Annotated in this window: 19 protein-coding genes; 8 read left to right on the top strand and 11 right to left on the bottom strand. The window is 61.2% G+C overall.

Features of this window, described 5'->3' with window-relative positions; genetic code table 11:
• The first annotated feature begins 1 nt into the window (after position 1).
• Together VJ464_28510 and VJ464_28505 are read left to right on the top strand one after the other, a co-directional pair.
• Positions 2-397, top strand: a complete 396-nt coding sequence (locus VJ464_28510) for a hypothetical protein (GenBank protein HKQ09099.1) — start codon at positions 2-4, stop codon at positions 395-397.
• 18 nt (positions 398-415) lie between these two features.
• Positions 416-790, top strand: a complete 375-nt coding sequence (locus VJ464_28505; GenBank protein HKQ09098.1) for a hypothetical protein — start codon at positions 416-418, stop codon at positions 788-790.
• 280 nt (positions 791-1,070) lie between these two features.
• Here VJ464_28505 and VJ464_28500 read toward each other — a convergent pair whose 3' ends face one another.
• Positions 1,071-1,796 carry a hypothetical protein gene (locus tag VJ464_28500; GenBank protein HKQ09097.1) on the bottom strand — a complete coding sequence of 242 codons (726 nt, stop codon included), beginning with the start codon at positions 1,794-1,796 and terminating at the stop codon, positions 1,071-1,073.
• Between the two features lie 313 nt (positions 1,797-2,109).
• Between VJ464_28500 and VJ464_28495 the strand changes: the two genes are divergently transcribed.
• Positions 2,110-4,692, top strand: coding sequence for a hypothetical protein (locus VJ464_28495; protein HKQ09096.1), 2,583 nt, complete (start codon positions 2,110-2,112; stop codon positions 4,690-4,692).
• A 136-nt stretch (positions 4,693-4,828) separates the two neighbouring features.
• On the opposite strand, the gene VJ464_28490 is transcribed toward VJ464_28495, so the two are convergent.
• The 3 genes from VJ464_28490 to VJ464_28480 are packed head-to-tail and all read right to left on the bottom strand — an operon-like array spanning position 4,829 to position 7,359.
• Positions 4,829-5,599 carry a hypothetical protein gene (locus VJ464_28490; GenBank protein HKQ09095.1) on the bottom strand — a complete coding sequence of 257 codons (771 nt, stop codon included), beginning with the start codon at positions 5,597-5,599 and terminating at the stop codon, positions 4,829-4,831.
• A gap of 44 nt (positions 5,600-5,643) precedes the next feature.
• Complete coding sequence (locus tag VJ464_28485; GenBank protein HKQ09094.1) at positions 5,644-6,594, bottom strand: hypothetical protein; 951 nt, start codon at positions 6,592-6,594, stop codon at positions 5,644-5,646.
• A gap of 45 nt (positions 6,595-6,639) precedes the next feature.
• Complete coding sequence (locus VJ464_28480) at positions 6,640-7,359, bottom strand: hypothetical protein (protein HKQ09093.1); 720 nt, start codon at positions 7,357-7,359, stop codon at positions 6,640-6,642.
• 277 nt (positions 7,360-7,636) lie between these two features.
• Here VJ464_28480 and VJ464_28475 point away from each other — a divergent pair, with 277 nt between their 5' ends.
• Both VJ464_28475 and VJ464_28470 read left to right on the top strand, forming a co-directional pair.
• Positions 7,637-8,590 carry a UDP-glucuronic acid decarboxylase family protein gene (locus tag VJ464_28475; protein ID HKQ09092.1) on the top strand — a complete coding sequence of 318 codons (954 nt, stop codon included), beginning with the start codon at positions 7,637-7,639 and terminating at the stop codon, positions 8,588-8,590.
• A 168-nt stretch (positions 8,591-8,758) separates the two neighbouring features.
• A complete protein-coding gene (locus VJ464_28470; protein ID HKQ09091.1) occupies positions 8,759-10,825 on the top strand; it encodes a S8 family serine peptidase in 2,067 nt (688 codons plus the stop codon).
• 127 nt (positions 10,826-10,952) lie between these two features.
• Here the strand turns inward: VJ464_28470 and VJ464_28465 are convergent, their stop codons facing one another.
• From VJ464_28465 to VJ464_28435, 7 genes are all read right to left on the bottom strand, one after another.
• The gene (locus VJ464_28465; GenBank protein HKQ09090.1) at positions 10,953-12,674 is read right to left on the bottom strand and encodes a sulfatase-like hydrolase/transferase; all 1,722 of its coding nucleotides are present in this window, start codon (positions 12,672-12,674) and stop codon (positions 10,953-10,955) included.
• Positions 12,675-12,765: 91 nt separating this feature from the next.
• Complete coding sequence (locus VJ464_28460; protein ID HKQ09089.1) at positions 12,766-15,009, bottom strand: alkyl sulfatase dimerization domain-containing protein; 2,244 nt, start codon at positions 15,007-15,009, stop codon at positions 12,766-12,768.
• A gap of 386 nt (positions 15,010-15,395) precedes the next feature.
• The gene (nagA, locus tag VJ464_28455; protein ID HKQ09088.1) at positions 15,396-16,607 is read right to left on the bottom strand and encodes an N-acetylglucosamine-6-phosphate deacetylase; all 1,212 of its coding nucleotides are present in this window, start codon (positions 16,605-16,607) and stop codon (positions 15,396-15,398) included.
• Between the two features lie 59 nt (positions 16,608-16,666).
• The gene (gene murQ / locus VJ464_28450; GenBank protein ID HKQ09087.1) at positions 16,667-17,554 is read right to left on the bottom strand and encodes an N-acetylmuramic acid 6-phosphate etherase; all 888 of its coding nucleotides are present in this window, start codon (positions 17,552-17,554) and stop codon (positions 16,667-16,669) included.
• A gap of 231 nt (positions 17,555-17,785) precedes the next feature.
• Positions 17,786-18,328: a redoxin domain-containing protein gene (locus VJ464_28445; GenBank protein ID HKQ09086.1), complete on the bottom strand. Its 543-nt coding sequence runs from the start codon at positions 18,326-18,328 to the stop codon at positions 17,786-17,788.
• A gap of 143 nt (positions 18,329-18,471) precedes the next feature.
• Positions 18,472-19,137, bottom strand: coding sequence for a hypothetical protein (locus tag VJ464_28440; GenBank protein ID HKQ09085.1), 666 nt, complete (start codon positions 19,135-19,137; stop codon positions 18,472-18,474).
• 118 nt (positions 19,138-19,255) lie between these two features.
• The gene (locus tag VJ464_28435; GenBank protein HKQ09084.1) at positions 19,256-20,287 is read right to left on the bottom strand and encodes a ThiF family adenylyltransferase; all 1,032 of its coding nucleotides are present in this window, start codon (positions 20,285-20,287) and stop codon (positions 19,256-19,258) included.
• A 136-nt stretch (positions 20,288-20,423) separates the two neighbouring features.
• Between VJ464_28435 and smpB the strand changes: the two genes are divergently transcribed.
• The 3 genes from smpB to VJ464_28420 all read left to right on the top strand — a co-directional run bounded on the left by smpB (position 20,424) and on the right by VJ464_28420 (position 23,430).
• Positions 20,424-20,882 (top strand): SsrA-binding protein SmpB, encoded by a 459-nt coding sequence (gene smpB / locus VJ464_28430; protein HKQ09083.1) that lies wholly within the window; start codon positions 20,424-20,426, stop codon positions 20,880-20,882.
• A gap of 107 nt (positions 20,883-20,989) precedes the next feature.
• Positions 20,990-22,495 (top strand): leucyl aminopeptidase, encoded by a 1,506-nt coding sequence (locus VJ464_28425; protein HKQ09082.1) that lies wholly within the window; start codon positions 20,990-20,992, stop codon positions 22,493-22,495.
• A 443-nt stretch (positions 22,496-22,938) separates the two neighbouring features.
• Positions 22,939-23,430 carry a DUF2231 domain-containing protein gene (locus VJ464_28420; GenBank protein ID HKQ09081.1) on the top strand — a complete coding sequence of 164 codons (492 nt, stop codon included), beginning with the start codon at positions 22,939-22,941 and terminating at the stop codon, positions 23,428-23,430.
• Positions 23,431-23,432 lie beyond the last annotated feature (2 nt).

Genomic DNA, 23,432 nt, shown 5'->3' with positions numbered 1-23,432 from the left:
GATGGAAGAAGCACTCTGGTCGCTAGCTCAACAATCGCGCGTCTTGCAGGATTTGCGCAAAGACAATCGCAGTGTGTGGAATGATGAAGCCGCGCGCGAGATAAATAGCCGCTACTTGGACCCTCATGAGATAGATTCACAGCAAATGCTTGCGGCTCTGGGGCAACAACAAAATTCGCTTGACCTGATAGACGCCAAGCTGAAGGAGGCGCAAGCCGACGCGCAACAGGCCGACGCCTACGCCAGGGTGGTTATCGACAAGTTGAAATTCGTCGAGCAGGATATTACCAATGCCTTCAGCCACTACGATCTCTTCGTCAAGTACAACTCAGATGCGCGCTCAAAGTTTCCTCGCGTATATGAACTGATTCACCATGCCAATAATGCCTGTGGTTAATTTGAAAGGAGTGGGCGAATGAGTAATACAAACATCATCATCCCGGCTGATTTAACGCCTCTGATCAGTGAGCGGGAAAGGGTTTTGCAAGCCGCGGATCATTCGGCGAAGTATGTTGCTGAGCTAAACCAACTATCATCCCAGGTTGCCGATTGCCCGCCTGCCGCGCTGCAATCCACCTTTTCCCAAGCGCATACGCCGCCCGATCAACTGGCTTCCGTGTTGCCTTTGCTCAAGAATGAGCTCGATAATATAAATCGGCTGAGAGCCGATATAGCCGGTCGTCAGATGGAAATCGAGCAAATCAAAAAACGAGATAAAGTTATTGTAATGGTTGGCGTTGTGGCCGTTATTCTATTGGTCATTATTCTGATTGCCAAGCTCAGTTCCTGAGAAGTTGTATGAAGGGTAGCAACCGTTACCAACCATCCACCTAACCCCATATTGAAAAGGCACCCCTATATGGTAGGGGGCGTACCCCGGTTTGATGGACATTTTCTCACTTGCGGCTCAAGCGCGCTCTCAGGCCATCGGCAATCGAAATCCGCTATAGAGTTGATGTGAGCAGGTCGGGTGATTGGTAGGAAAAAGAGGCGGGGGCGGCCTCAGAGCAATCTATCCGACCGGGCTTCGCTGTCCGCCGCGCGCGGCGCTTAAGGACAGTCTCGCCTGATTACGGATTGGAGATCGTGAAGGTCACAGAGGTCGAAAAGCTGCCGGGCGTGAAGAACTGCGGCTTGACAGCAAAGACCGTGTTGACCACAAGCCCATTGGTGGTGCCCGTCGGCACTGCGGCTTTCATAACGCGCGGCCCCGTGAGCAGGGTCGTGGCGCTGCTGTAGTCGTTCAGCGAGAAGCCTGAGTTGTAAACGTAGCGACCGCTGGTGCCGCTGGTTGCGCCATTCGAGCCGGAGGTCGGGTTGCCACTGCCGCTGGCAATCGTGTCGGTGCCGGCCATCACGCCGCCGCCACTGTCACGCGCCGCCGAGGTGACGCCAAAGCCGATGTCGGCCAGCGTGACGGAATCCGCGTCCGGCGTGCCGCTGCCATAAGTCATTGCTGCCGCCGTCATCTTCAGCGTGTAAGCGACGTTGCTGCGGAGCCGCAGCGGCACCGTCGCCGACACGAAAGCGTTCGTGTTCGACGGGCTGACTTCGCCGAAGTCGAGCGTCAGCACCGAAGGATTATCCAACTGGTCGCCCTTCGCCTTGTTGTTCGTGACCGTTCCGCCAGTGCTGATCGAGGCGGCGCCGCCGGCGCGCACTTCGACATAGCCGGACGCTGTCCCTTGCAGTGTGATGCTGCCCGAGTTGCTCTGCCCGAATGCCGCGACCGAAAGGGCTACGAGCGCAAAGATGACCAGGGGCAGTCTGCGTAAAGATGTTGCTACACGATGCATTGAGTGTCTCCTTGTTATTGTCCCGACGCGCTTGCGCCGCGGACGTTGGCTGTTCTTCTATCCAGATACCTTGATGGATTGGCCGAGGGGCTAATTCACCGAACTTCTCTTGCATTATTCCTACAGTAGGGACAAGGTCAATAGTTTTCTATCTGCCCGGTAATTCATTTTTTTGTACCTCATCGCCAAAAAAAGTATTGAAGCAGACAGACGAACTACCTACAATGGGGAGGCTCCTGGAAACTTCCCGACAAAAAGCTTCTCTCGCTCCTGACTTTTGCTCCTCGATTTTTTCTCGTCCCTCAACGAGTCTATGCGAAACCTGGCACGCCTTTTATGGATTGCGGCATTTCTGCTAGCCGGCCTGTCGGCCCGCGCTATGGGGCAGCGCCTGCCCGATGGCACAGCCGCAGCGAATCCTAAGATCATCGTCGGCGAGCGCGTCTTGATCGGCCCGGCCAGCGCGCCCGAACGTCACGGCGATAGTCTCTTCCTGCCGGTCATCAGCATCGCGCGGGCGCTTGGTGATGAAGCCAGCGTCAGCCCGGCGGCGCGCACCGTCAGCGTCCGCAGGCAGAATGGCGTCGCCGCAGACTTCAGCGCCCAGACCCATCAAGTGCGCGAGAATGGCGCGGTCATCCTGCTCGTCTCTTCAGCGGCAGAGATCGTCTTTCCGCTGGATGGCGAACAGTTGATGCTGCCGCTTGAAGTCGCGGCGGCGCTGCTCGACGTTTCAATCATCGTTGAGGAGTCAGGCCAGACGGTTCGCATCCATCGCGGCGCGCCGCCAGATCAGACGGTGCGGCAGGGCGCGGCGCACGCCCCGTGGGAGATTTATCAATCCGACTACCTGGCCAACGCCAACATCTATTCAAACTCGTTCTATCAAAGTTTCAGCCTGCATTCGTCGGGACGCATCCGCGATGGCCGCTTCGATTTCTTGTCGGCTTTCGATGGTTCGAGCGGGCAATCGCCGCTGCTGTTTCGCCGCGCCACTTTCGCTTACGACCGCACCAACGGGCAGCGGCTGATTGCCGGCGATTTCGGAACCGGCAACGACCTTGAGTTCCTTTCGTCAATGGTGCGTGGCCTGTGGGTGCAGCGGCCGGTCGGCGACCTGCGCGTCAGCGCCTTCGGCGGGCGCACCTTCTCGGATTCATTGCTGCGGTCACTGCCTGTGCCGGGAATTGAACCGGGGCAAGCCGCTAAGGATACCGGCCTGCACTTTGACACCAGCGTCTTCGGCTCTTCCGTCAGCTTCAGCCCCGTGCCGGCGAGCGGCGCGGCGACCTCTCGAATGATTGCCGCCGGCGCGATGCACTTCAACGGCCCGCAAGCGAGCGGCGATCTGCTGACGGGCGGCATGCATTACAGCTCGCAGCGTAACCAGTTTCAGCTTGACGCTGGCCTGGGCCATTTCGCAGGGCTGGCCTTCTCAAGCGGGGCGGCAGAGGCTCGCCAGGTTGATGGGGCGGCGGCGTTGCTCGACGTTTATGATCTGTTCAACCTGCGCGACAACCTTTCGCTGCAAGGGCGGGTGACGCACATCGGCGCGGATTTCCTCAGCCCGCAAGCGAACGGCTTTCTGACGCCGGGGAATCTTTATTCGGGCGGCGTCAACTGGCGCCCGCAGCCCTGGCTCTCGACTTCGTTCAACGCCATGTCGAGAGAGCGCTTCGACGCCGACCATCAGACGACGCGCTCGATGACCGCGGGCCTCGGCATCTCGTCGCTCGGCTGGCTGCCGGCCATTGTATTCTCACATACACAGAGCCAGAACAGCCGGCAATCGGCGTCGAGCTACACCCTGCTCAACATCACCAAAGAGTTCTCGCGCTGGCGGCTTTTCGGCAGCTTCACCAACATCGTCAATCCCGCGCTGCTCTTTGACTTTGACCACAAGCCGGCGACGCCGGTTCTGCCGAGCACCAGCATCAACGTCGGCGCGATGCTGCGATTGACCGACAGCCAGTCTTTGCAGGTGAGCCAGGCGGTGGCGCGCGGCCACAGCTTCGGCGGCTCGGCGGATTATCTTAACTCGACTTTCCTGAAGAAGTGGCTGAATTTTGGCGCGGGCATGAGCTACAGCTTGAGCAACGGGCAAATGACATTTGCCGGGCGCGCGCTGGCGACGCTCTCGCTGCCGGGCCAGCACGTCCTGCAAATCAACTACGCGCGCACGACGAATGGCGCACAACTGATGTTGCAATTGCGCGGCATGCTCGGCTCGCACAAGCGCCAGGAGGCGGCCATGAGCGCGCCGCTGGCCGAGCTGAATTCTTTCGGCGCCTTTTCTGGCAGGGTCTATCAAGATTTGAATCTCAACGGCTCCTACGATCCTGGCCTGGATAAGCCGCAGGCCGATGTGCGCGTCCATGTGGATGGTAGCTTCTTTGCGACCACCGACCGCAATGGCGAGTTCCGCATCGATAACGTCAAGGTCGGCAGCCACACCGTCTACATGGAATTGCAATCCGTGCGCGCCGATCTAACCTTACTGACGGGCAGCGAACAGACAGCCGTGCTGGTCTCGGGGCGCGACGCGATTGTTGATTTCCGACTGGTGCAGACCGGCCGGCTGCAAGGCATGGTGTGGCTCGACTTGAACGGCAATGGCCAGCCGGACGCCGGCGAGCCGGGGCTCGCGGACGTGCGGGTCGTCAGCGGCAGCGGTCGCGACACGCTGACCGACGCGGCGGGCGAATTCGTCTTGAGCGACCTGCCGCCCGGCGAGCATGTGGTGTTGATCGACGAAAAGACGTTGCCCGAAATACAGCGCTCGGCTGCCGGCTCGTTGCGGGTGATAATCAAGCCCGGCGGCGAAACCCGCGGCACCCTCCTGCCGGTCACGCGCAAGACGCCCGACGTGACCGTCAAACGTTTCCCATCCGAATAAAGCAGGAAGCCGGAAGCAAGAGGCAGGTGTTGGTTGGTAATCGTTAAGTGTTGCTGATCGTCAAAACCGCTTGCCTGTCTTCTGAACCGCCACCTGCCTCTTGCTTCCTGCCTCCTACCGTCTGCTGCCTGTCCTTTCAGCAGCCACAGTTATTACAGGTCGAGGTGAGTTGCAACGTGATCGTCACGGTGAAATTGCCGGGAGTGAAGAATTGTGGAACGACAGCAAGAATCAGATCGATGGCATAGCCGTTGTCGCTGCGCGGCTTGAGCGCGCCATTCTTGCTCAACTGTGGGCCGGTTATCAGGGCGGTGCCGGCCCCCACCGTGCTCAGCGACGATGGGAAGACCGCCCGACCGTTCGCGCCGAACGAGTAAGCGCTTGAAGGATTGTTGTTATAAGCCGGCGTGATGATCGAATTGACGCCGCAGCTCGAAGATTTCCCGCCAAGCGAGCGCAGGTTCTGAACGCCAATGCCGATGTCAGAGAGTTGCAGGGAATTTGCGCTGCCGCCGCTGAGCCCGGAAACCGTTGCGTTGAGCGCATACGACCCCGAGGCGCGCATCGCGATTGGGACGACGACGACGACGACGCGGTTCGGGTTGGCCGGCGACAACTCGCCGAAGTTGACGGTGACTTGTAGGTCGCTGGTCAGGTCGTTGGCCCCTGTGACCGACCCGCCGAGGCTGCCGCTGATTGAAGGCGCGCCGGCGCTGCTCATATCAACAGACTCAGCGAATGCGCCGCCCCGGCAAGGCGCGGACGGAATGAAAAGCGCCAGAATGACCAGCGGAACGATCAGCCAACGCGGCCCGGGCTTTCGCCAGCCGCGCAAAAAGCGGTGACGAGATTTACCTGTCGAGTTGTTGTCGGCGGCTTGCGCCGCGTTCCCTTTCACTTTCCACATAAGTGAGCCCGCATCTGTTGTCGGCCTTGCCGTGGCCCGGAGGCCTAATTCTTATAGTTGTGGTCAGAGTCGCGCTTCTTGACTTCGGTGTCTGATGACGGCGCAGGGTGTTTTTCGGCGACGCGCGCTTTGACGCTCAGCTCTGTCTGTCCCTCGACCACCGCGCTGCCGTCCTTAAAGTCCACGCGGTAAACCACCGAATAACTGCCCGGCGGGATCAACTTCTCAATGTGCAGTGCGCGGCTGACGGTTGAAGCGCCGAGGATCGGCAAAGATTCAATCTCCGGCATCTCGGCGATGACCGCGCCGCGTGCGTCAACGACTTTGATCGAGTGCTGCGGACGGATGCGGCTGTTGCCGGTGTTCTTGATCGTCGGCACGACGGTGATGCCTTCGTCATCGGCCACCGCTTTGAGGTTTTCAAGCGACCCTTTGCGGGTGAGGTCGGGAACGATGATGTAGAACAACGCGGCCATGCGAAAGCGCAGGACGAGTTGCTTCTGATTCTGTTCGAGCTTCAGGTTGTCGGGGCGCGATTCGACGAACAGCGCCGCCAGGTGATCGCCCGGCGTGGCGTCTTTCGGCACCACGATGGTGATGCGCACGGGATGAATCTTGCCGGGCAGCGCCGTGACTTCGCCGGGGCTGTAGATCATCCATGGGGCCGCCGAATCGGGCCGCGTGCCGGCCTTGAAATAATCGACGTTGCCGTCGGGCAGGATCGTCCAGTCGCCGAGCGTCGCCATCAGGCGGCAGGGCTGTGCCTGCGCCGAAGACGAGTTGTAAATGATGTTGACGACGACCGTATGCTCGGTGCCGGGCCGCATCGGCAGCTCGAAGCGCGCCGGCGCGAGGCCGATGCCATCCTCGCCGGGCGGGTTGGGCGCGTTGGCGGGTGCCGCCGGCTGAAGGCTCGGCGCGCCTGCCTGGCTCTGACCAAAAGCGAGTGCCGGCATCATGACGAGCAGGATTAAAAGCATCAGGCAAGCTTTCACGGGTGTCCTCCTTCGCTATCGAATCCGATTTATTTCACGAGCCGCTTACGGGTTCGAGATCGTAAACGTCACCGACGTTGAAAAGCTGCCGGGCGTGAAGAACTGCGGCTTGATCGCGAACGTCGTATTGACGACCAGGCCATTGGTGTTGGCGGTCGGCACCATCGCATTCATGATGCGCGGGCCGCTCAGGATCGTCGTGCTGCTGGTGTAATCGCCCAGTGAATAGCCTGTATTGTAGACGTAGCGCCCCGATGTCGAATTGACCGCGCCCTTCGACCCGGAGGTGGGGTCGCCGCTGGCGGTTGCCGCGGTGGTGTCGGTGCCGGTCGCCACTCCGCCGCCGCTGTCACGGGCGGTCGAGAGGACGCCGAAGCCGATGTCGGCCAGCGTCACAGAGTTGGCGTCCGGCGTGCCGCTGCCATACGTCATCGTTGCGGCGCTCATCTTCAGCGTGTACGACACGTTGCTGCGGAGCCGCAGCGGCACCGCCGCCGTGACGAACGAGTTGGCGTTCGATGGCCCGACTTCGCCGAAGTCAATCGTCAGCGTCGTCGGGCTGTTGAGCCGGTCGCCTTTGATCTTGTTGTTGGTGATCGTGCCGCCGGTCGAGATGGTCGCGGCGCCGCCGGCGCGCACTTCGACGTAGCCCGATACGCTGCCTTGCAGCGTCGTCGAGCCGGCATCTGTCGTTTGCGCCAGGGCCGGCGCGGCGCACACGACGACAAACAGAGATAAGCCAAGAAGGTTCGCGATGCGTTTCATTTGTTTTCCCTTACGCTTTTCTGCCCAGGCAGAATCGCTTGACGCACTCTCTAACCGGAGTGCTGTCGTTCAGCATCTTTTGTCCTCGGGGGAAATCTTGTCGGGGTTAGCTGAGAGGCTATAACCATTATTCCCAAGATGAGGAATAGGTCAATAGTTTTTTGCGGAAAATGTGGCGCTCTGCAAACAAGCCGGCGCTTGCTTCCGGGCCGGTTTGATGTTACCAAACTAAGGAGATTGCGCCTCGGCGCAGGCTGCGGAAAGGAGCGGTGAAGGCTTGAGGATACTGATTACTGGCGGGGCGGGCTTCCTGGGCTCGCATCTGGTTGACCGGCTGCTGGGCGAAGGCCACGAGGTCATCGTCTTCGACAACCTGCTGACCGGCAGGGTTGATAACCTCGCGCATCACTTCGGTAACGATCATTTCACCTTCGTCAAGCAGAACGTCACCGAATACCTGCACGTCAGCGGCGCGCTCGACGCCGTCATGCATTTCGCCTCGCCGGCCAGCCCCGTAGATTATCTCGAGCTGCCGATTCAAACCTTGAAGGTCGGCAGCCTCGGCACGCACAAGGCGCTGGGGCTGGCCAAAGAGAAGCAGGCGCGATTCCTGCTGGCTTCGACTTCGGAAACCTATGGCGACCCGCAGGTGCATCCGCAGCCCGAAGATTACTGGGGCCACGTCAATCCCGTCGGGCCGCGCGGCGTCTATGACGAAGCCAAGCGCTTCGCCGAGGCCATGACGATGGCCTATCACCGCTACCACGGGCTGGACACGCGCATCGTCCGCATCTTTAACACCTATGGCCCGCGCATGCGCCCGAACGACGGGCGCGTCGTGTCAAACTTCATCGTCCAGGCGCTCAAGGGCGAACCGCTCACGGCTTACGGAGACGGGCAGCAAACGCGCTCGTTCTGTTACGTCAGCGACCTCGTAGACGGCATCGTCCGCCTGCTGATGAAGCCGGCGGAGCGGAGCGCCGAAGACGACATCCACTTTCCGGTGAACATCGGCAACCCCGGCGAGTTCACCGTCCTTGAGCTGGCCCAACAAGTCATCTCTCTGACCGGCAGCCAGAGTAAGATCGAGTACAAACCGCTGCCGGTTGATGACCCGAAGGTGCGGCAGCCGGATATCAGCCGGGCCGAGCGCCTGTTGAACTGGCGTCCGCTGGTGAGCCTCGATGACGGATTGCGCGAGACGATCAACTATTTCCGCACCGTCGTCTGACCGCTCGCCAGAAAGATTCAAGCTTTTTTCAAGCCGTCCTGTTTATCCTGCCAGCAGTGAAAGACACCAATCGCGGTGTTCGTATTTCGACCATCGCAGGGCCTCGCTCGTCACGCGCGCCCTGCCTGGCCGCTGTGCGGTTCGACGAAGCTGAATGGAGGATGGTTTATGAAACGGGCGACGATTTTCATGATGGTTTTTGTCATCGCCGCGGCCAGCCTGATGCTTGGCGCGAATGCGGCAACCGGCACACTGCCCGGACAGCTGCGGGCCAAGGTTGATCCCAAGCTGACGGCCTTCTTTAACACCCACTTGAACGCCAAGACGCCGGTAGTTATCACCTACGATCACAGGCCGACGGCGACCGACTTCGGCAAGCTTCAGAGCCTCGGCATCAGCAAAGGCTTTGCCTGCCAGCGGCTGCCGATGGTGATTGCCGATATGAATGTCGCGCAGCTCGCCGCCCTGCAAACCCAGGCGGGCGTTCGCTCGGTCTGGGCCAATCGCTTGATGAAGCCGATGACCAACGCCAGCCGCCCATTCATCGGCGTCAACGCGATGACGGCTGACCAGGAAATCAAAAGCCACAACGCCGCCAACCCGGGCTTACCCATCTCTGGGCACGGCATCGGCATCGGTTATGTGGATACCGGAATTGACGCGACCGGCGCCGACCTGCCGCTGGGCAGCAAAGTGGCGCAGAACGTCATTCAGCCGCTGGCGCAGGGCGTCGTCTCTGACGCGGGGCTGGTGCTAGGCGTCGGCATCTCGATTTCCGACCTGATTGCCGACACAGGCTTTGTGCCGCCGATCTATGTCGAAAACGTGCCCTTCTCTGATGTTGAATCCGGTCACGGCACGTTCGGATCGGGAGTTGCCGCCGGCCTGGGGAGCAACTCAGGCGGCTTCTATGGCGGCGTGGCGCGCGGCGCGCGTCTGGTCGGCGTCAATTCGGGCACCGACCTGGGATTGCCGCTGGTCGCCATCATCGGCGCTTATGATTACCTGCTGGTGCATCAGTGGGATTACAACATCCGCGTGATTAACAACTCGTGGGGCTCGTCGCTGGCCGAATCCGAGCTTGACCCGGCCAACCCCATCAACGTCGCCACGCGCACGGCACACGACCTCAACATCACCGTCGTCTTTGCCGCCGGCAATGCCGGCGCCGCCGCCGACGCGATCAATCCCTATTCAACGATGGCCTGGACGATTTCAGTCGCCGCCGGCGAGAAACAAGGGCTCGGAACGCCCGCCGACTTCAGCTCGCGCGGCGTCAACAATGGCGGCAACCCGGACGTTGCCGGCATGCCTGCCGACCCGAACGCGCCGCCCAACCTGCGCCCTGACATTACCGGCTCCGGCGTAGACATCAAGAGCGTGCGCTCGCACGGCGCCGGCCTGGTCAACACCATCGGCGCGGTGCCGATCTTCGTCGGCGCGAACGACCTGACGACCATCCCGCCGGCCTACCTGCCTTTTTACACGACCTCGCAGGGCACCAGCTTCTCCTGCCCGCAGGTGTCGGGCGTCGTCGCCTTGATGCTGGAAGCCAACCCGCTGCTGACGCCTGATGACGTGGTGACGATTTTACGGCAGACGGCAACCCCGATGCCTTACGAGCCGAGCGTCGTCGGCACAGGGTACGTAGACGCGCACAACGCCGTGCGCGCCGCGATGGGACTTGCCGCGGTCGCCCACCCGTCAGACCTCTTCCCGCACGGCGGCGGCCCGCAGATACTTGACCCGCAGGACGATGAATTCGGCACGGGCGCGCAGGACATTCTGTCGGCGCAATACACCTACGACGCCGCGAATCAGCAGATCGTCTACACCCTGACGCTGGCTGACCTTTCGACGACGACTTCCAACATGGCGTGGTTACAGGAGTCGGATTTCAAACTGCCGGGCAGCGCGACGACGACGACGCTCTACGTGTCGGCGTCCGTAGACGGCGTGAGCGCGCCGACTTTCTCTTACGGCACCATCGTCGTGCAGAATAGCGTTCGCACCCAGACCGATCTCGGCGCGGCGGATTCAGGCGAGATTCGCGGCAACCAGATCATCATTCGCCTATCGCTCGCCAAGGTGAATGCGGCGGTCGGCTTCAATGTCGTCGGCGCTACATCAACCGCGACGCAGAGCATCGCGCAGATTCTGATCGGCGCGGCGGGGACGGGATTGTTGTTCCCCGGAGACACTGCTGCCGGCTCCGACTTCGTGGTCGCACCGTAAGCCAGGTCGCATTAACCACAGAGACAGGGAGACAGGGAGACACGGAGAGTTTCCTCCGTGTCTCCCTGTCTCCCTGTCTCCCTGTCTCTGTGTCTCTGCGTCTCTGTGGTTGGTTTGCCTGAAATTGCTAATCCGAATTGATCGTGTCGTAGATGTAGACCGGCAGCGACTTCGGATAGAGTCGCTTGGCCTGGCGCTGCTCCTTGAGCAGCTTGCTCAGTCCTTCGGCGATCCGCTTGTCAGCGCCTGAGCGGTTCGATTTGCGCGCCAGGTTGTCTTGCTCAAGCGGGTCGGCGTTGTCGCTGACGTTGTACATCTCGAACTCGGGCGGCAGCGGCTTCTTCTTGGTAATCGTCTTGCCATCCACGGTGATTTGATTCTGCTGGAACGGCGACGACCAGAACTGCGGGTTGTCGAAGTAGCGCGAGTATTTCCACACCTGCTCGCCGTCCGGCCCGTCAATCGTCGTGATCACGGTTTCGACGTGATTCGGCTGCACCACCGAATGATAAGGCTTGCCGGTCACCGGGTTGGTCTGATTCTGCCCCTTGCTGATCTCGTCGTCGGTCATGAAGTAGAGCGGCGAGGTCGAGCGGTTCGGGTTCTGCTTGCCGGTGACGACCTTCGACAGATCGCGGCCCACCAGCGGCAGCGCTTCGTTGTGGCTCTTGCTCACCTCCTTCTGCGCCTTCGCGGCGTTAATCTCCGCCAGCCCCAGCAGCGTCGGGATCAGGTCAACGTGACTGGTCAGCATCTGTGCGTCGCGCGGCTCTGGGAACATCACCGGGTTCGAGATAAGCAGCGGCACGTGCGTGGCCTCTTCGTACGCCTGGTGCCACTTCTGGTGCATGCCGCCGTGCGCGCCGAGCAGTTCGCCGTGATCCGAGGTGAAGAGGACAATCGTGTTTTCATAGAACGACGACTCGCGCAGGCGCTTATAGACATTCCAGATGTGCCCGTCAGATTCCTTTTGCAGATAGTAGTAAAACTGGCGGTACTCTTCGACCGTCGGCTGCGGCATCAGCATCTTCGGGTAAACGTCAACGTAGCTCTTCTGAGCGCGCGGCTTGGTCTCCAGGGTTTCGCGCTCGGTCTGCGGTCGCGGGATGCTCGGCACGAAGCCTTCCGTGAGCGGGTAGCCGAAGTTCTTCCAGGCGATGCCGAACAGCACGATGTCATGCGGGTTGACGAACGAATTGACGATCAGCCACGGCTGTTGCTCGCCGGGCGATTTCCTCTGCTCGGCTTCGAGCGCGTCGAGCAGGTTGATGGTTTCGGCCATAAAGCCGGGGTCGCGGTTGGTGCCGGTGTTGGCCTTGGCCGAGCCGTGCGGTTCGGGACCGATCCAGCCATCAAAGCCATAATCATCGAGGCGGTTGGCGCGCAGGTAAAGATCGATGATGTTTTGAATCGGCTCGCCGTTCGGCGTGTAGCTTTCGAGCGGATCGTGTGTGCCGGGCAAGACGATGTCGGCGTGCGAGACATGCCACTTGCCTTTGTAAAACGTGCGGTAGCCGCCGGCGCGAAAGTAATCGCCCATCGTCGGTACGGTGTTCGGGTCGAGCCAGAAGACATCAGAGTCGAACGAGCTTTTGGCCGTGCCGGTCGTCTGCGTGACGCCGTGCAGTGACGGATACTGGCCGGTGAAGATCGTCGCCCGGCTCGGCGAGCAGGCGGTCGCGCCGGCATAGTGGTGATGAAATTCCATGCCCGTGCGGCGCAGCGCATCCTGCGCCTTGAACTCGGCCTTGCGCCAGGCGCGGGTTTCTTCCGTCTCGTAAACCGGCGGGTAGCGCTCTTCATCTACCATGAAGATGAGGAAGTTGGGGCGTTTGCCATTGATTCGCATGAGTCTCCTTTGTTCCAAGCGTTTCAACGCCTGGCTAAATTCAATGCGCCGCTATGCGGCGCGACATGGCTGCGCCGCCGGTAGCAATGGGCTACCTGACGGTCAGTGGTGGCAGTCCAACCGGCTTGGGGTCGAAATAGCCGAAGAAGGCTTCGGCGAATTTATCCAGGCTGGTTGTGCCGAGCGGCTTGATCAGCCCGGCGGCGACGGCTTCATTCAGCGCCTTGCGGAACTCGGCCTCGCCTCGCGCCTCGGCGCGCAGCAGCGCGTTGAGCGCGGCCTTGTTGAGCGAGATGGCGAGGCGGGCTTTTTCAACATCCTGCTGACTGAGCGGCGCGCCGCGCGGCGTCTCTTCGATGAACTCGGCAATGCCGCCGCGGATGTGCAGCACGTAGCCGAGCGGCCCGAAGCCCTGGTCGCCAGCGGCGGTCTCAGCCGGGAACCAGAAGCCGAGCGTCGTGTCTACGTTCTGCTTCGCGGTGCGCTCGGCGCGCAGCCGCATGGTCAGCGAATTCACCCACGCGCCGCCCGGCAGCGCCCCGACGACGCCCGGCGACACCAGGCCGCCAACGATCTTGTCCGGCAACGGCCAGCCCATCAGCTCGTGCGCAGAGGTGATGTACCAGTTGCGCCAGTTGGGATTGATCTCGGCTTCGGCGAGCTTCTTGAATGCCTGCGCTTTGATAAAGCGGGCGTCCTTAAGCTCTTTCTGCGTGGCCTGTTTATCGGGCGATTCGGCGATGTCTGCGCGCGGCACGAGGTCTGTGTAAGCGCGAATGACGTTCGTCGTCAGCTCGGCGGCCCACTCAAACTCTTTATGGTCGTAAGCTTCTTGCGCCGCCTGGTTGACGCGCGCCGCGCCGCCCATCATCTTGACGTAACGCTCGGCCAGCTCTTTGGGCGGCGTCGGGCGCAGGGCGACCGGGTCGGCTTGATACCAGCCGACCGAGCCGACATAAATCTCGCGCACCGCCTGCACCAGCGAGCCGTAGAAGGGCCGCAGGTAATCCTTCGGATCAACCACCTGCGCGCTGCCGCTGTTGAGGATCGGCTGCACGCCATCCAGGCCGCTCATCAACCGCTGATGCTCGCCCGACTTCAAGTACAGGTCTTCGACCAGCGGCGCCAGCTCGTCCATCGTATAGCCTTTGTTCATCCAGCGGATCGCCTGGTCGTGCGTGAACTGGACGGCATCGCGGAAGTTCATCAGCAATCGCTGAATGTTGTCGCGGCCACAGACCGGCGGCCCGTGGCTCGGCACCATGCACCACGAGTCGAGCTGCCGCAGCTTGTCGACGCTGCGAAACCAGTGCGCCGGGTTGCGGTAAGCGGTGCCGCGCAGGCTGTAGAGGTTCGGGAACGATGGCCCTTGGATGACTTCGGCAGACAGCAAGAGCCCCGGCCCGCCCCAGTCGTCGCCGCTCGGAGGCACGCGGCTGACGCGGTTGCGTTGGTCGGGAATAAAGCCTGCCAGCTCGTCGTTGGTCTCGCTCGGCACGTAGATTAATTTCATCTCGACGCCGGCGGCTTTGAGCGTCATCCAGTTGGTGAAGGTGCGCGACGGCATGCGATAGCTGCCGAGCACCTCTTCGACCTTCTTGTCGGCGTTGGGATCGTCGTTCAGTTTAAACCCGGCCTTCTCCTGCATGCCGATGCCGTCGTTGACGTGATTGAGTGGGATGAAGCTGCCGTACATGTAACTCGACCGCGCGTCAATGATCGTGCCGGTGACCAGCGCCGTCGTGCCGACGCCTTCGTTGATCTGCGCCTGGCCAATGACGGTGACGCAATCGGGTTTCTCCTGGTCGGCGTCATAAAAACTATCAGGCCCTGCCTTGTCGGGGTCGGCAGGCAGACACGGCGGTCGGTCGGCTTCTTTCAAGTAGCCCCATACGCCGAAGGTGTGATCGATGTGATTGTGCGTGTAGATGATCGCGCGGATCGGCAGCCGTCCCTTCGGCAAGATGTTCTGGCTGCGGAAATGTTCAATCGTCCGCCGTGTGACCTCGGGGTTGCCGAGCGTATCAACGATAATCAACTCGCGCTCACCGTCGCCGCGGCGCTTTGGCCCTTTAATGACAATGGTGTTGGCCAGGTCAAATCCGACGGCGCTATAGACTTCATAGCTCAAATCCGACGGCAGCTCTTTGAGCGGGTAATGATCCTGCTTGAGATCATAAATCTTTTTCGGTTTGAACCAGTTGCTATGGTTTTCGAGCAGAGGGTTGACCGGCACTTTGATCTCTGGCCTGTCCTTGTCCTGGGCTAGAGCCGGCGCGCACAACGCCAGCGACAGCGCGGCGAGGCTCAAAGCGAAAGCGCGTTTGCGTAACATAGACTCCCTCCCGAAAGTGTGCTGAAGGTTAAAGGTGATCGCCTGCCCGCCGACCGGCGGCAGATGAGCTAACGATGTGCCAATCCGTTCCGTAACCGAAGTTGCCAAGTTGACAGCGATTTCATACAATCTCGCCGCGCAGCGAAGAGTACGATAAACTCAGGTTACTTGTCTAGATGCGCGGCGAATAATTTTACACGAATTTGTGATGAACAAGTGATGGCGAGCAATTCGTCTTACGTTTTCGACGACGTGTGCGTAGAGCTGCTAAACCTGAAAGCTGACCCGAGAGTGGACAGTTTGCGTCCTGACGCTCGCTTCACGCGCCTGCTGCGCCGCCCCGGTTTTACGAAGTGAGCGGATGGAGCCGAAGGCCGGCTGACCCGCTAGCGATTATCGAAAGCGACCGTGCCGCTGACCAGCGCGGCTTGCACGTTGAAGTCGTCATCGAATGCGATCAAGTCGGCGCGGCTACCGGCTTCGAGCAATCCATAATTACCGCCGAGGCCGGCAGCGCGTGCGGGAACCGCTGACGCCATGCGCACCGCATCGGCGAGCGTCACCCCGGTTCGCGTGATGTTGCGCAGGGCTTCGCGCATCGTGATGACCGAGCCGGCAATCGTTCCCGCGCCCGGCCCTTCGACCAGCGCCGTCAATCCGTCCTTTACCGCAATCTCGGTGTCCCACACTTTAAAGGTGCCGTCGCCGAGCCCCGCCGGCTGAATCGCATCGCTGATCAGCGCCATACGCGATGGGGTCTTCGCTTTCGCCATCAAGCTCAACATCAAAGGGTGGACGTGATGAAAGTCGGCGATGCAATCGATGGTCACGTCGTCGCGCAGCAATCCCCATGCAATCGTGCCCGGCTTGCGATGGTGCAGCGGCGCAAGCGCGTTCGGGAAATGCGTGATGTGCCGCGCGCCCGCCGCCAGCGCCGCATCGAGGGTTTCCAGATCGGCGTCTGTGTGGCCGATGAACGGACGCACGCCCGCGGCGGACAGGACGCGTATTAGCTCAAGGCCGCCGCTGATCTCAGGCGCGAGCGTCATCAGGCGCGGGTAGGCTAAATTACTTTCACCACTGCCGGTGAATATTTGAATCGAGCGCGGGTCGCCGTCGTAGGTGCGAAAATGCGCCGTCTTCAGCGCCCCACAACGATTGCGACTGACGAACGGTCCTTCGAAGTGAATGCCCAGCAGTCGAGCGCCGCGCGCCTGGCCGCTTGCTTCGGCTTCGCGCTGCGCGGCGATGAACGATTCGATGGCAACCATCGCTTCTTGGTAACCGCGCTCGTCAGTCGGAACGAAGGTGGCGAAGTAGCCGGTCACGCCTTCCGCAAGCAAGAAATCGGACAGCGCCCGCAACTGCTCGCCGCCGGCCGCCTGCACGTCAACGCCCGCCGAGCCGTGAATGTGAATATCGATCAGGCCCGGCGCGAGATGCGCGCCGCGCAGGTCAATCGCTTCGGTGGCGCTGAAACCTGTCGGCGCGCGCTCGGCGGTAAAGACCTCGGCGATGCGGCCTTCGCGGATGACTACGCCGCCGGGTTGGATGCCGCCGTCGAGAATCAATCTGGCGTTGTGAAGAAGATGGCCCATCGCTGAATCAGGTCGCCCCTGTGGCGCAAGCTAACAGCTTGCGCCACAGGGGAAAATGGCTACAGGCTGTCAATCGCCCGCCGCACCGAATTGCCGTGCGCTCGCAACAACGATTCGGCTTCAGTGCGCGGCAGGTGTGTGGCCGCCATCACAAAGGCGAGGCGCAGGTCACGGCCCGCCTCTTCGAATAGCCGCGCCGCCGCCTCATTGCTCAGGCCGGTCTCTTCGGCAAGGATGCCGCAGGCGCGGCGCACGAGCTTGGCGTTGTTCGGTTGCAGGTTCGACATCAGGTTGCCGTAGACCAGCCCGAGGCGAATCATCGTCGCCGTTGACAGCATATTCAAGATCAGCTTTTGCGCCGTGCCGGATTTCATGCGCGATGAGCCGGCGATGACTTCGGGGCCGACGACCGGCGCGATACTAACGTCTGCCGCTGCCGCCATCGCCGATTCAGGATTGCTGGTGATGGCGATGGCCGCCGCGCCAAGCGCTTTCGCGTGTCTTAGCGCGCCGAGCGTATAAGGCGTATTGCCGCTGGCCGAGATGCCGACAACCGCGTCGCGCGGCGTCAAGCCGGCGGCGTCAAGGTCGCGCGCCGCCTGCGCGGGGTCATCTTCGGCGGCCTCGACTGCTTTGTATAACGCTTCGACGCCGCCGGCGATGATGCCGCGCACGAGGGCACTCGGCACGCCGTAAGTCGGCGGGCATTCCGAAGCGTCGAGCACGCCGAGCCGCCCGCTGGTGCCTGTGCCGATGTAAAACAGATGGCCGCCGTTGCTCAGTCGCTCGACGATGCGCTCGACGGCCTCGGCGACTTGCGGCAAGACCAGCGCCACGGCGTCAGCGACGGTGCGGTCTTCGTTGTTAATCAGGGTGACGATTTCAAGGGTCGGGCGGCGATCAATATCGCGGGTTCGCGGGTTCGCCTGTTCGGTGATGGGTTTCATGGTCGGCTTTCGGCGCGGGCCGGCGGCGAGTAGAATCAAGTGAGGATGAGGTTGAAAGCCGCGCTCAAACTTTGCTTCGCCCGCCTGCGCCAGTTGTTTGCGCTGCTCGCGGCCAGGCCGCCCGCCAGTTGAGCCCTGGGCGTAAGCCTTGAGCGCCGTGAGCGCGAATCAAATAGTTAAATCAATCACAGAAACGAAGACAGGCGGCGACGGGCCGCCGCCGCCCGTGCTTTAGAGCAACGATTTGATGTCGCTTTCAAAGACGTTTTCCGGCTGCACGCCGACGTATTGTTTGACGATGCGGCCATCGCGCCCGATGACGTAAGTGGTCGGGATGCCCTGGCCAGCCGGATAGTTCGCAAGCGCCGAGGGGTTGTTGACCAGCCAGATCGTATAGTTGATGTTGTTATCCTGCGCGAACTTTCCGACCATCTCGGCATTGCCTCCGCGGGTGATCGGATCGAGCGACACGCCGACGATTTCCAACCCCTGCGCCTTGTACTTCTCCTGAAGCTTGATGAAGCTGGGAATCTCCATGCGGCAGGGGCCGCACCATGTCGCCCACAGGTCGAGGACGACGACTTTGCCCTTCATCTGCTCAAGGCTCTGCGCAATGCTGTTGACGGCAACGGGCTGCACGACCAGCTTGGCGGTGCTGCTGCGCTTGCTGCTCTCCTCAGAGTTGCAGCCGGCGAGCGCCATCACTAGAGCGAGAATCAAGACCGCCGGCACAATACGACTTGTGCGTCCAATCGCCGGTTTCATCGCTGACATACTCTCTCCTCGTTAAATGATTTCCGTTTGATGAGCAGTGAGAGTCTACCACGAAGCGCCGGCAGGATGAAGGACTAAAGCGACGCGGGGACCAGGGCGACCGGGCGACGCGGTGACAGGGAAAGCGGCCTGAGAGGCGTCGCTCATCGCGAGCGTCTTGAACCAAGTTTGCCGTATCTGCGGTCGCCGTGTCCACGCGTCTCTGCGTCTCCAAGTCGCTCCTTGCCGCGTCGCGGTTGAGTGCCTGAGTGCCGGCGCTCCAGGATGATGCGGCAGACGACGAGCGCCAGCAGACGGTGAACGAAGCGCGCCTCCCATTTCATGACGGGCTTAACCTCGATGCGCGCCGTCGTCTGCATGCGGCGGCTCGCGTCAAAGTGAAAGACCATCAGCGTTGACGCATAGAATGGCTTGTTGATCGAGAAGGAATAGGCCGAGCGCAAGCGGCTGTCGCGGGCGCGCAGCAGGCGGAAGTTGTCGCCTTCGGCCATCTCGACGCGCAAGCCGGCGCGGTGCGGGTTGGCGCGCGAGCGTTCGACGAGAACTGATTCGCCGCCGTCTTCCGAAGTCAGCGCGATCTTTTTATCCAACGCCCCGACATCGATGTAGAAGCGCAATCCTTCGGCTTCATAGACGGCACGCCGCTGGCCGCGCCAGCGTAGCCGGGCGATGGTCCGGCCATTGACCGTGAACAGATGCCGGGCGCGGCTGTGACCTTCGCGCCGCACAAGGACCTCGGCCTCGCCAAGAAAGTCGCGCTCGTAGGCTTCACCGGCCTGGGCGCTGAGAATTTCTACGCTTGCTTGCATAGCGTTAGCAATGAGTGACAAGTGACAAGTGACAAGAAAAACCCCGACGGCGCAGCGGGCTGCCCGGATATGCGGTCACCTTCTCTTGTCACTTGTCACTTGTCACTTGTCACCCTCTTCAGGCTCCGATGTAGCGCGCGTACAGGCTGCGCGCGATGGCGGCGTCGTCGGTGCCGCGAATGATGCTGCGCGCGTCGCGGAAGACAGTGATGTCGTAATCGTCAACGCGAAAGCGCAACAGGAAATCGTTATACGCTACGTCACCGGCAGACTTGAGGCGCGCGGCGAGCTGTACGAAATCTACGGAGGTCGCGCCCGAGCGCCCGATCTGCACGGCGTTGCGACCACAGAGGGTCGTCGTCACCTGACGGCCCGCGCCTCTCAGAAACTCGAACTCGCGTTGGCCGCACGCCGGACAGGCATCGCGCTCGCCGTAGCCGTCGAGACGCAGCCGGTTGATCTGCAAATCCCAAACATCTATGCGAACCAGCGCGCCATGCAGTTGCTCGCGCTGGCCGGTCAACAGCTTCATGGCTTCAGCGCATTGGATCGCCGCAATCGTCGCGATGATCGGCAAGATGACGCCCGCCGTATCGCAGGTCGGCCCCGATCCGGGTGCGGGCATCGCTTCAAGCACGCAGCGCAAGCAAGGCGTTTCGCCCGGAAGAATGGTCATCGTCAAGCCGTACGAGCCGACCGCCGCGCCATATATCCACGGCGTCGCGGTCTTCACGCAGGCGTCGTTAATCAGGTACCGCGTCTCGAAGTTGTCCGTGCCATCAATGACCAGGTCAGCGCCGGCGATGATCTCTTCGATGTTCTCGAAATTCACATCGGCGACGATGGGCTCGACGCCAACATCTGAATTAACACGGCTGATGCGGCGCGCGGCGGCGACGGCTTTCGGCAAGCGCTCGCGGGCGTCGGCTTCCTCGAACATGATCTGCCGTTGCAGGTTCGATTCTTCAACGAAGTCGCGGTCAACGAGTGTCAGATGGCCTACGCCGGCGCGGCAGAGGGTCTCTGCCTGCATAGCGCCGAGCGCGCCGCAGCCAATGATGACGACGCGCGCGCCGGCGAGCCGCGCCTGGCCGGCTTCGCCGATGGGCGCAAACAACCGCTGCCGCGAATAACGATCATCGGTCTTCATAGCTTCACCGCAATTCTACACGAGCAAGCCGGCCGCCGGTAGTCAGCGGCCACTTGTGTTGCGCGGGATTTGCGCATCGGATATATTCTTAGCCGTACCGAGCGCATGCCGGAGCCGCCGGGCGCTTCGTAGTCATATGTCAACTGATAAAGTCGTCGCGACGAACCGCGAGGCCTACCATAATTATCACATCCTCGAAACGCATGAGTGCGGCATCGCGCTCACCGGCACAGAAGTGAAATCGATTCGCGAAGGCCGCTGCAATCTCAAAGACAGTTACGGGCAGATACGCGACGGCGAAGCCTGGCTCTTCAACGCGCACATCAGCCCTTACAGTCACGGCCACCGCGATAATCACGAGCCGAGGCGCACCCGCAAGCTCCTGCTGCACAAAGCCGAGATTCATCGGCTGGCCGGCAAGGCGCAGGAGAAGGGGCTGACCCTGGTGCCGACGAAGATGTATTTCAAGAACGGGCGCGTTAAAGTCGAGCTGGCGATTGCCAAAGGCAAGAAACTCTACGACAAGCGAGAAACCGAGCGCCGCCGCGAAGCCGACCGCGAAGCGCGTGCTATGTTGAAACAAAGGAACCGGTGATTTTGGATTTTGGATTTTAGATTTTGGATTCGCAGATCAAAGCATCAAACGATCCTGTCTGTCCCTTAATCTAAAATCTAAAATCTAAAATCCAAAATGGAGAACGGATGGAAGTCAAAGCGGATCATGCAAAATTTTACGAGATCGACGCCGACGCGCTGGTGGTGACGATCTACGAAGGTGAAACGGCGGCGGACGGCGCGCTCAAAGAGCTCGATGAGCGCACCGGCGGCATCATCAGCGAGATGCTCGGCTCCGACGAGATGCGCGGCAAGCAGGGCGACATGGTTTATGTTTACCGGCCCGGTAACATTCGCGCCCGGCGGCTGCTACTGGTCGGCGGCGGCAAGCGCGAAGAATACTCGCTCGACACGATACGCAAAATGGCCGGTTCGGCGGCGCGCTTTCTGCGCGGCAAAGGGGCGCGCTCGATGGCTATCTTGCGGCGCTCGCAGCTCGACCTCGGCAAGGCCGTGCAGGCCGCCACGGAAGGCGCGATCCTCGGGCTCTTCGAGCCGGATATGTACAAGACGCAGAATAAGGAAGAGCGCCGCATTGACGAATTGATCTTGCTGGCCGCCGCGCCGGGCAATGAAGCCGAGCTGGCCGCGGGCGTCGAGCGCGGGCGCGTCATCGCCGAAGCCGTCAACATGGCGCGTGAGCTGTCGAACGAGCCGAGCTCGGTGCTGACGCCGTCGGAGCTTGCCGAGCGCGCCAAAGAAGTGGCGACGCGCTTTGGTCTCGACATCGATGTGCTGGACGAATCGCGCATGAAAGAGCTGGGGATGGGCGCGCTACTGGGCGTGGCGCGCGGCTCGGACGAGCCGGCGAAGCTCATCGTCTTGCGCTACACGCCCGACGAGTCAGAGCCGATGGGCAACGACGCTGACGTCATCGCGGTCGTCGGCAAAGGCATCACCTTCGATTCGGGCGGCATCTCGATCAAACCCGCCGAAGGCATGGAGAAGATGAAGTACGACATGTCCGGGGCGGCGGCGACGCTGGCCGTCATGCGGGCGCTGGCGCAGCTGAAGCCGCGCGTCAATGTCATCGGCGTCATGCCGGCGACCGAGAACATGCCTTCGGGCCGCGCCTATAAGCCGGGCGATGTGCTGCGGGCGATGAGCGGCAAAACCATCGAAGTGATCAACACCGACGCCGAAGGCCGCCTGATTCTGGCCGACGCCATCAGCTACGCGCGCAAGCTCGGCGCGACGCGCATCATTGACATGGCGACGCTCACCGGCGCGGTAGCCATTGCTCTCGGCCCGATCAATGTAGCGGCGCTCACCAATGACCAGGCGTTCGTGGATGAATTGCGCGGCGCTGCCCGTGAAGCCGGCGAGCGCTTCTGGCAACTGCCGATGGACGACGATTACCGCGACATGATCAAGAGCGACATCGCCGACATCAAAAACTCGTCGGGCCGTTACGCCGGCACCATCACTGCCGCATGGTTTTTGCGCGAGTTCGCCGACGACACGCCGTGGGTGCATCTCGACATCGCCGGCACCGCCTGGGAGAACGAGCGCAAGGCGCACATGGCGAAAGGCCCGACGGGCGTCGCCATTCGCACACTGATCAATTACATCTGCAACCACGCCGCGAAATAAGGCAAAAGTAAAAAGGTAAAAGTAAAAAGTGCGGAGCCGGATCAACAGATAGGCAGACGTTAGCCATTCATTTCCTTGCCTTACTTTTGCCTTTTGCCTTTTTACTTTTTACTTTCTATGGCCCTCACACGCTCGCAGCAAATCGGCGCGCTCGCCTTGCTTGCGCTGCTGCTCATCTTGATTCTCATTCGCTCCTGCTAATCCGCAAGCGGCTGGCGCAGCGGTTGCAATAAAACACTGTGCGGTTCGATGTTTGGCAAATCGGTGGGCCTTAGCTGTTTGTGCAAGCGGCGAAGGTCCGCGCTAGTCTCCGCGCGCGTGGCCGCGTATGGCAACCGAACATTCAGCGGGTATAGTATTGAGTCAGTCCTGATAATCTCCCCTTGACCCGCCGAGCCACCCTACACAAAGACGAGCGGCCAGTCTTTAAGGAGGAAGTTGTTATGAAAACACCGGCACGAATATTTGGTCATCCGATCCACCCGATGATCATTCCATTCCCATTCGCGCTCTGGACATTTTCGCTGATTGCCGACTTGATCTATTACTTCGGCAATCACGATTACGTCTGGGTGAACGTGGCGTTCTACACGCTTGCGGGCGGCCTGGTCGGCGGCCTGCTGGCGGCGATACCAGGCATTGCCGACTATTTCTCGATCCGTGACCGCAAGGTTTCAAGCATTGCCGCATGGCATGCGCGCTTCAACGTCACCGCGCTGCTGTCGTTTGCCGCAAGCTTCTACCTGCGGACGGCGAGCGGCTCGCGCATGGTTAACGGCAGCCTGACGATACCTGTGCTGTTATCGGCCTTCGGCTTTCTATTGATCGGGGTGTCGGGCTGGCTTGGCGGCGAGCTGGTCTACAAACATCACGTCGGCGTTGAAATGCCAGGCGAGGCCGGCGACGACGCGCGTTATCCGCGCCGCGCCGCGTGAGC

It is taken from the genome of Blastocatellia bacterium (genome assembly GCA_035275065.1).
In the GTDB taxonomy this organism is placed as follows: Bacteria; Acidobacteriota; Blastocatellia; order UBA7656; family UBA7656; genus DATENM01.
The sequence above is the reverse complement of the archived record's forward strand: the minus strand, read 5'-3'. Positions and strand labels throughout refer to the sequence as shown.

Bases quoted from the DNA above. Each gene is read 5' to 3' on its own strand.
- VJ464_28510 (HKQ09099.1), top strand. From the start codon at position 2: ATGGAAGAAGCACTCTGGTCGCTAGCTCAACAATCGCGCGTCTTGCAG.
- VJ464_28505 (HKQ09098.1), top strand. From the start codon at position 416: ATGAGTAATACAAACATCATCATCCCGGCTGATTTAACGCCTCTGATC.
- VJ464_28500 (HKQ09097.1), bottom strand. From the start codon at position 1,796: ATGCATCGTGTAGCAACATCTTTACGCAGACTGCCCCTGGTCATCTTT.
- VJ464_28495 (HKQ09096.1), top strand. From the start codon at position 2,110: ATGCGAAACCTGGCACGCCTTTTATGGATTGCGGCATTTCTGCTAGCC.
- VJ464_28490 (HKQ09095.1), bottom strand. From the start codon at position 5,599: ATGTGGAAAGTGAAAGGGAACGCGGCGCAAGCCGCCGACAACAACTCG.
- VJ464_28480 (HKQ09093.1), bottom strand. From the start codon at position 7,359: ATGAAACGCATCGCGAACCTTCTTGGCTTATCTCTGTTTGTCGTCGTG.
- VJ464_28470 (HKQ09091.1), top strand. From the start codon at position 8,759: ATGAAACGGGCGACGATTTTCATGATGGTTTTTGTCATCGCCGCGGCC.
- VJ464_28465 (HKQ09090.1), bottom strand. From the start codon at position 12,674: ATGCGAATCAATGGCAAACGCCCCAACTTCCTCATCTTCATGGTAGAT.
- VJ464_28460 (HKQ09089.1), bottom strand. From the start codon at position 15,009: ATGTTACGCAAACGCGCTTTCGCTTTGAGCCTCGCCGCGCTGTCGCTG.
- nagA (HKQ09088.1), bottom strand. From the start codon at position 16,607: ATGGGCCATCTTCTTCACAACGCCAGATTGATTCTCGACGGCGGCATC.
- murQ (HKQ09087.1), bottom strand. From the start codon at position 17,554: ATGAAACCCATCACCGAACAGGCGAACCCGCGAACCCGCGATATTGAT.
- VJ464_28445 (HKQ09086.1), bottom strand. From the start codon at position 18,328: ATGTCAGCGATGAAACCGGCGATTGGACGCACAAGTCGTATTGTGCCG.
- VJ464_28440 (HKQ09085.1), bottom strand. From the start codon at position 19,137: ATGCAAGCAAGCGTAGAAATTCTCAGCGCCCAGGCCGGTGAAGCCTAC.
- VJ464_28435 (HKQ09084.1), bottom strand. From the start codon at position 20,287: ATGAAGACCGATGATCGTTATTCGCGGCAGCGGTTGTTTGCGCCCATC.
- smpB (HKQ09083.1), top strand. From the start codon at position 20,424: ATGTCAACTGATAAAGTCGTCGCGACGAACCGCGAGGCCTACCATAAT.
- VJ464_28425 (HKQ09082.1), top strand. From the start codon at position 20,990: ATGGAAGTCAAAGCGGATCATGCAAAATTTTACGAGATCGACGCCGAC.
- VJ464_28420 (HKQ09081.1), top strand. From the start codon at position 22,939: ATGAAAACACCGGCACGAATATTTGGTCATCCGATCCACCCGATGATC.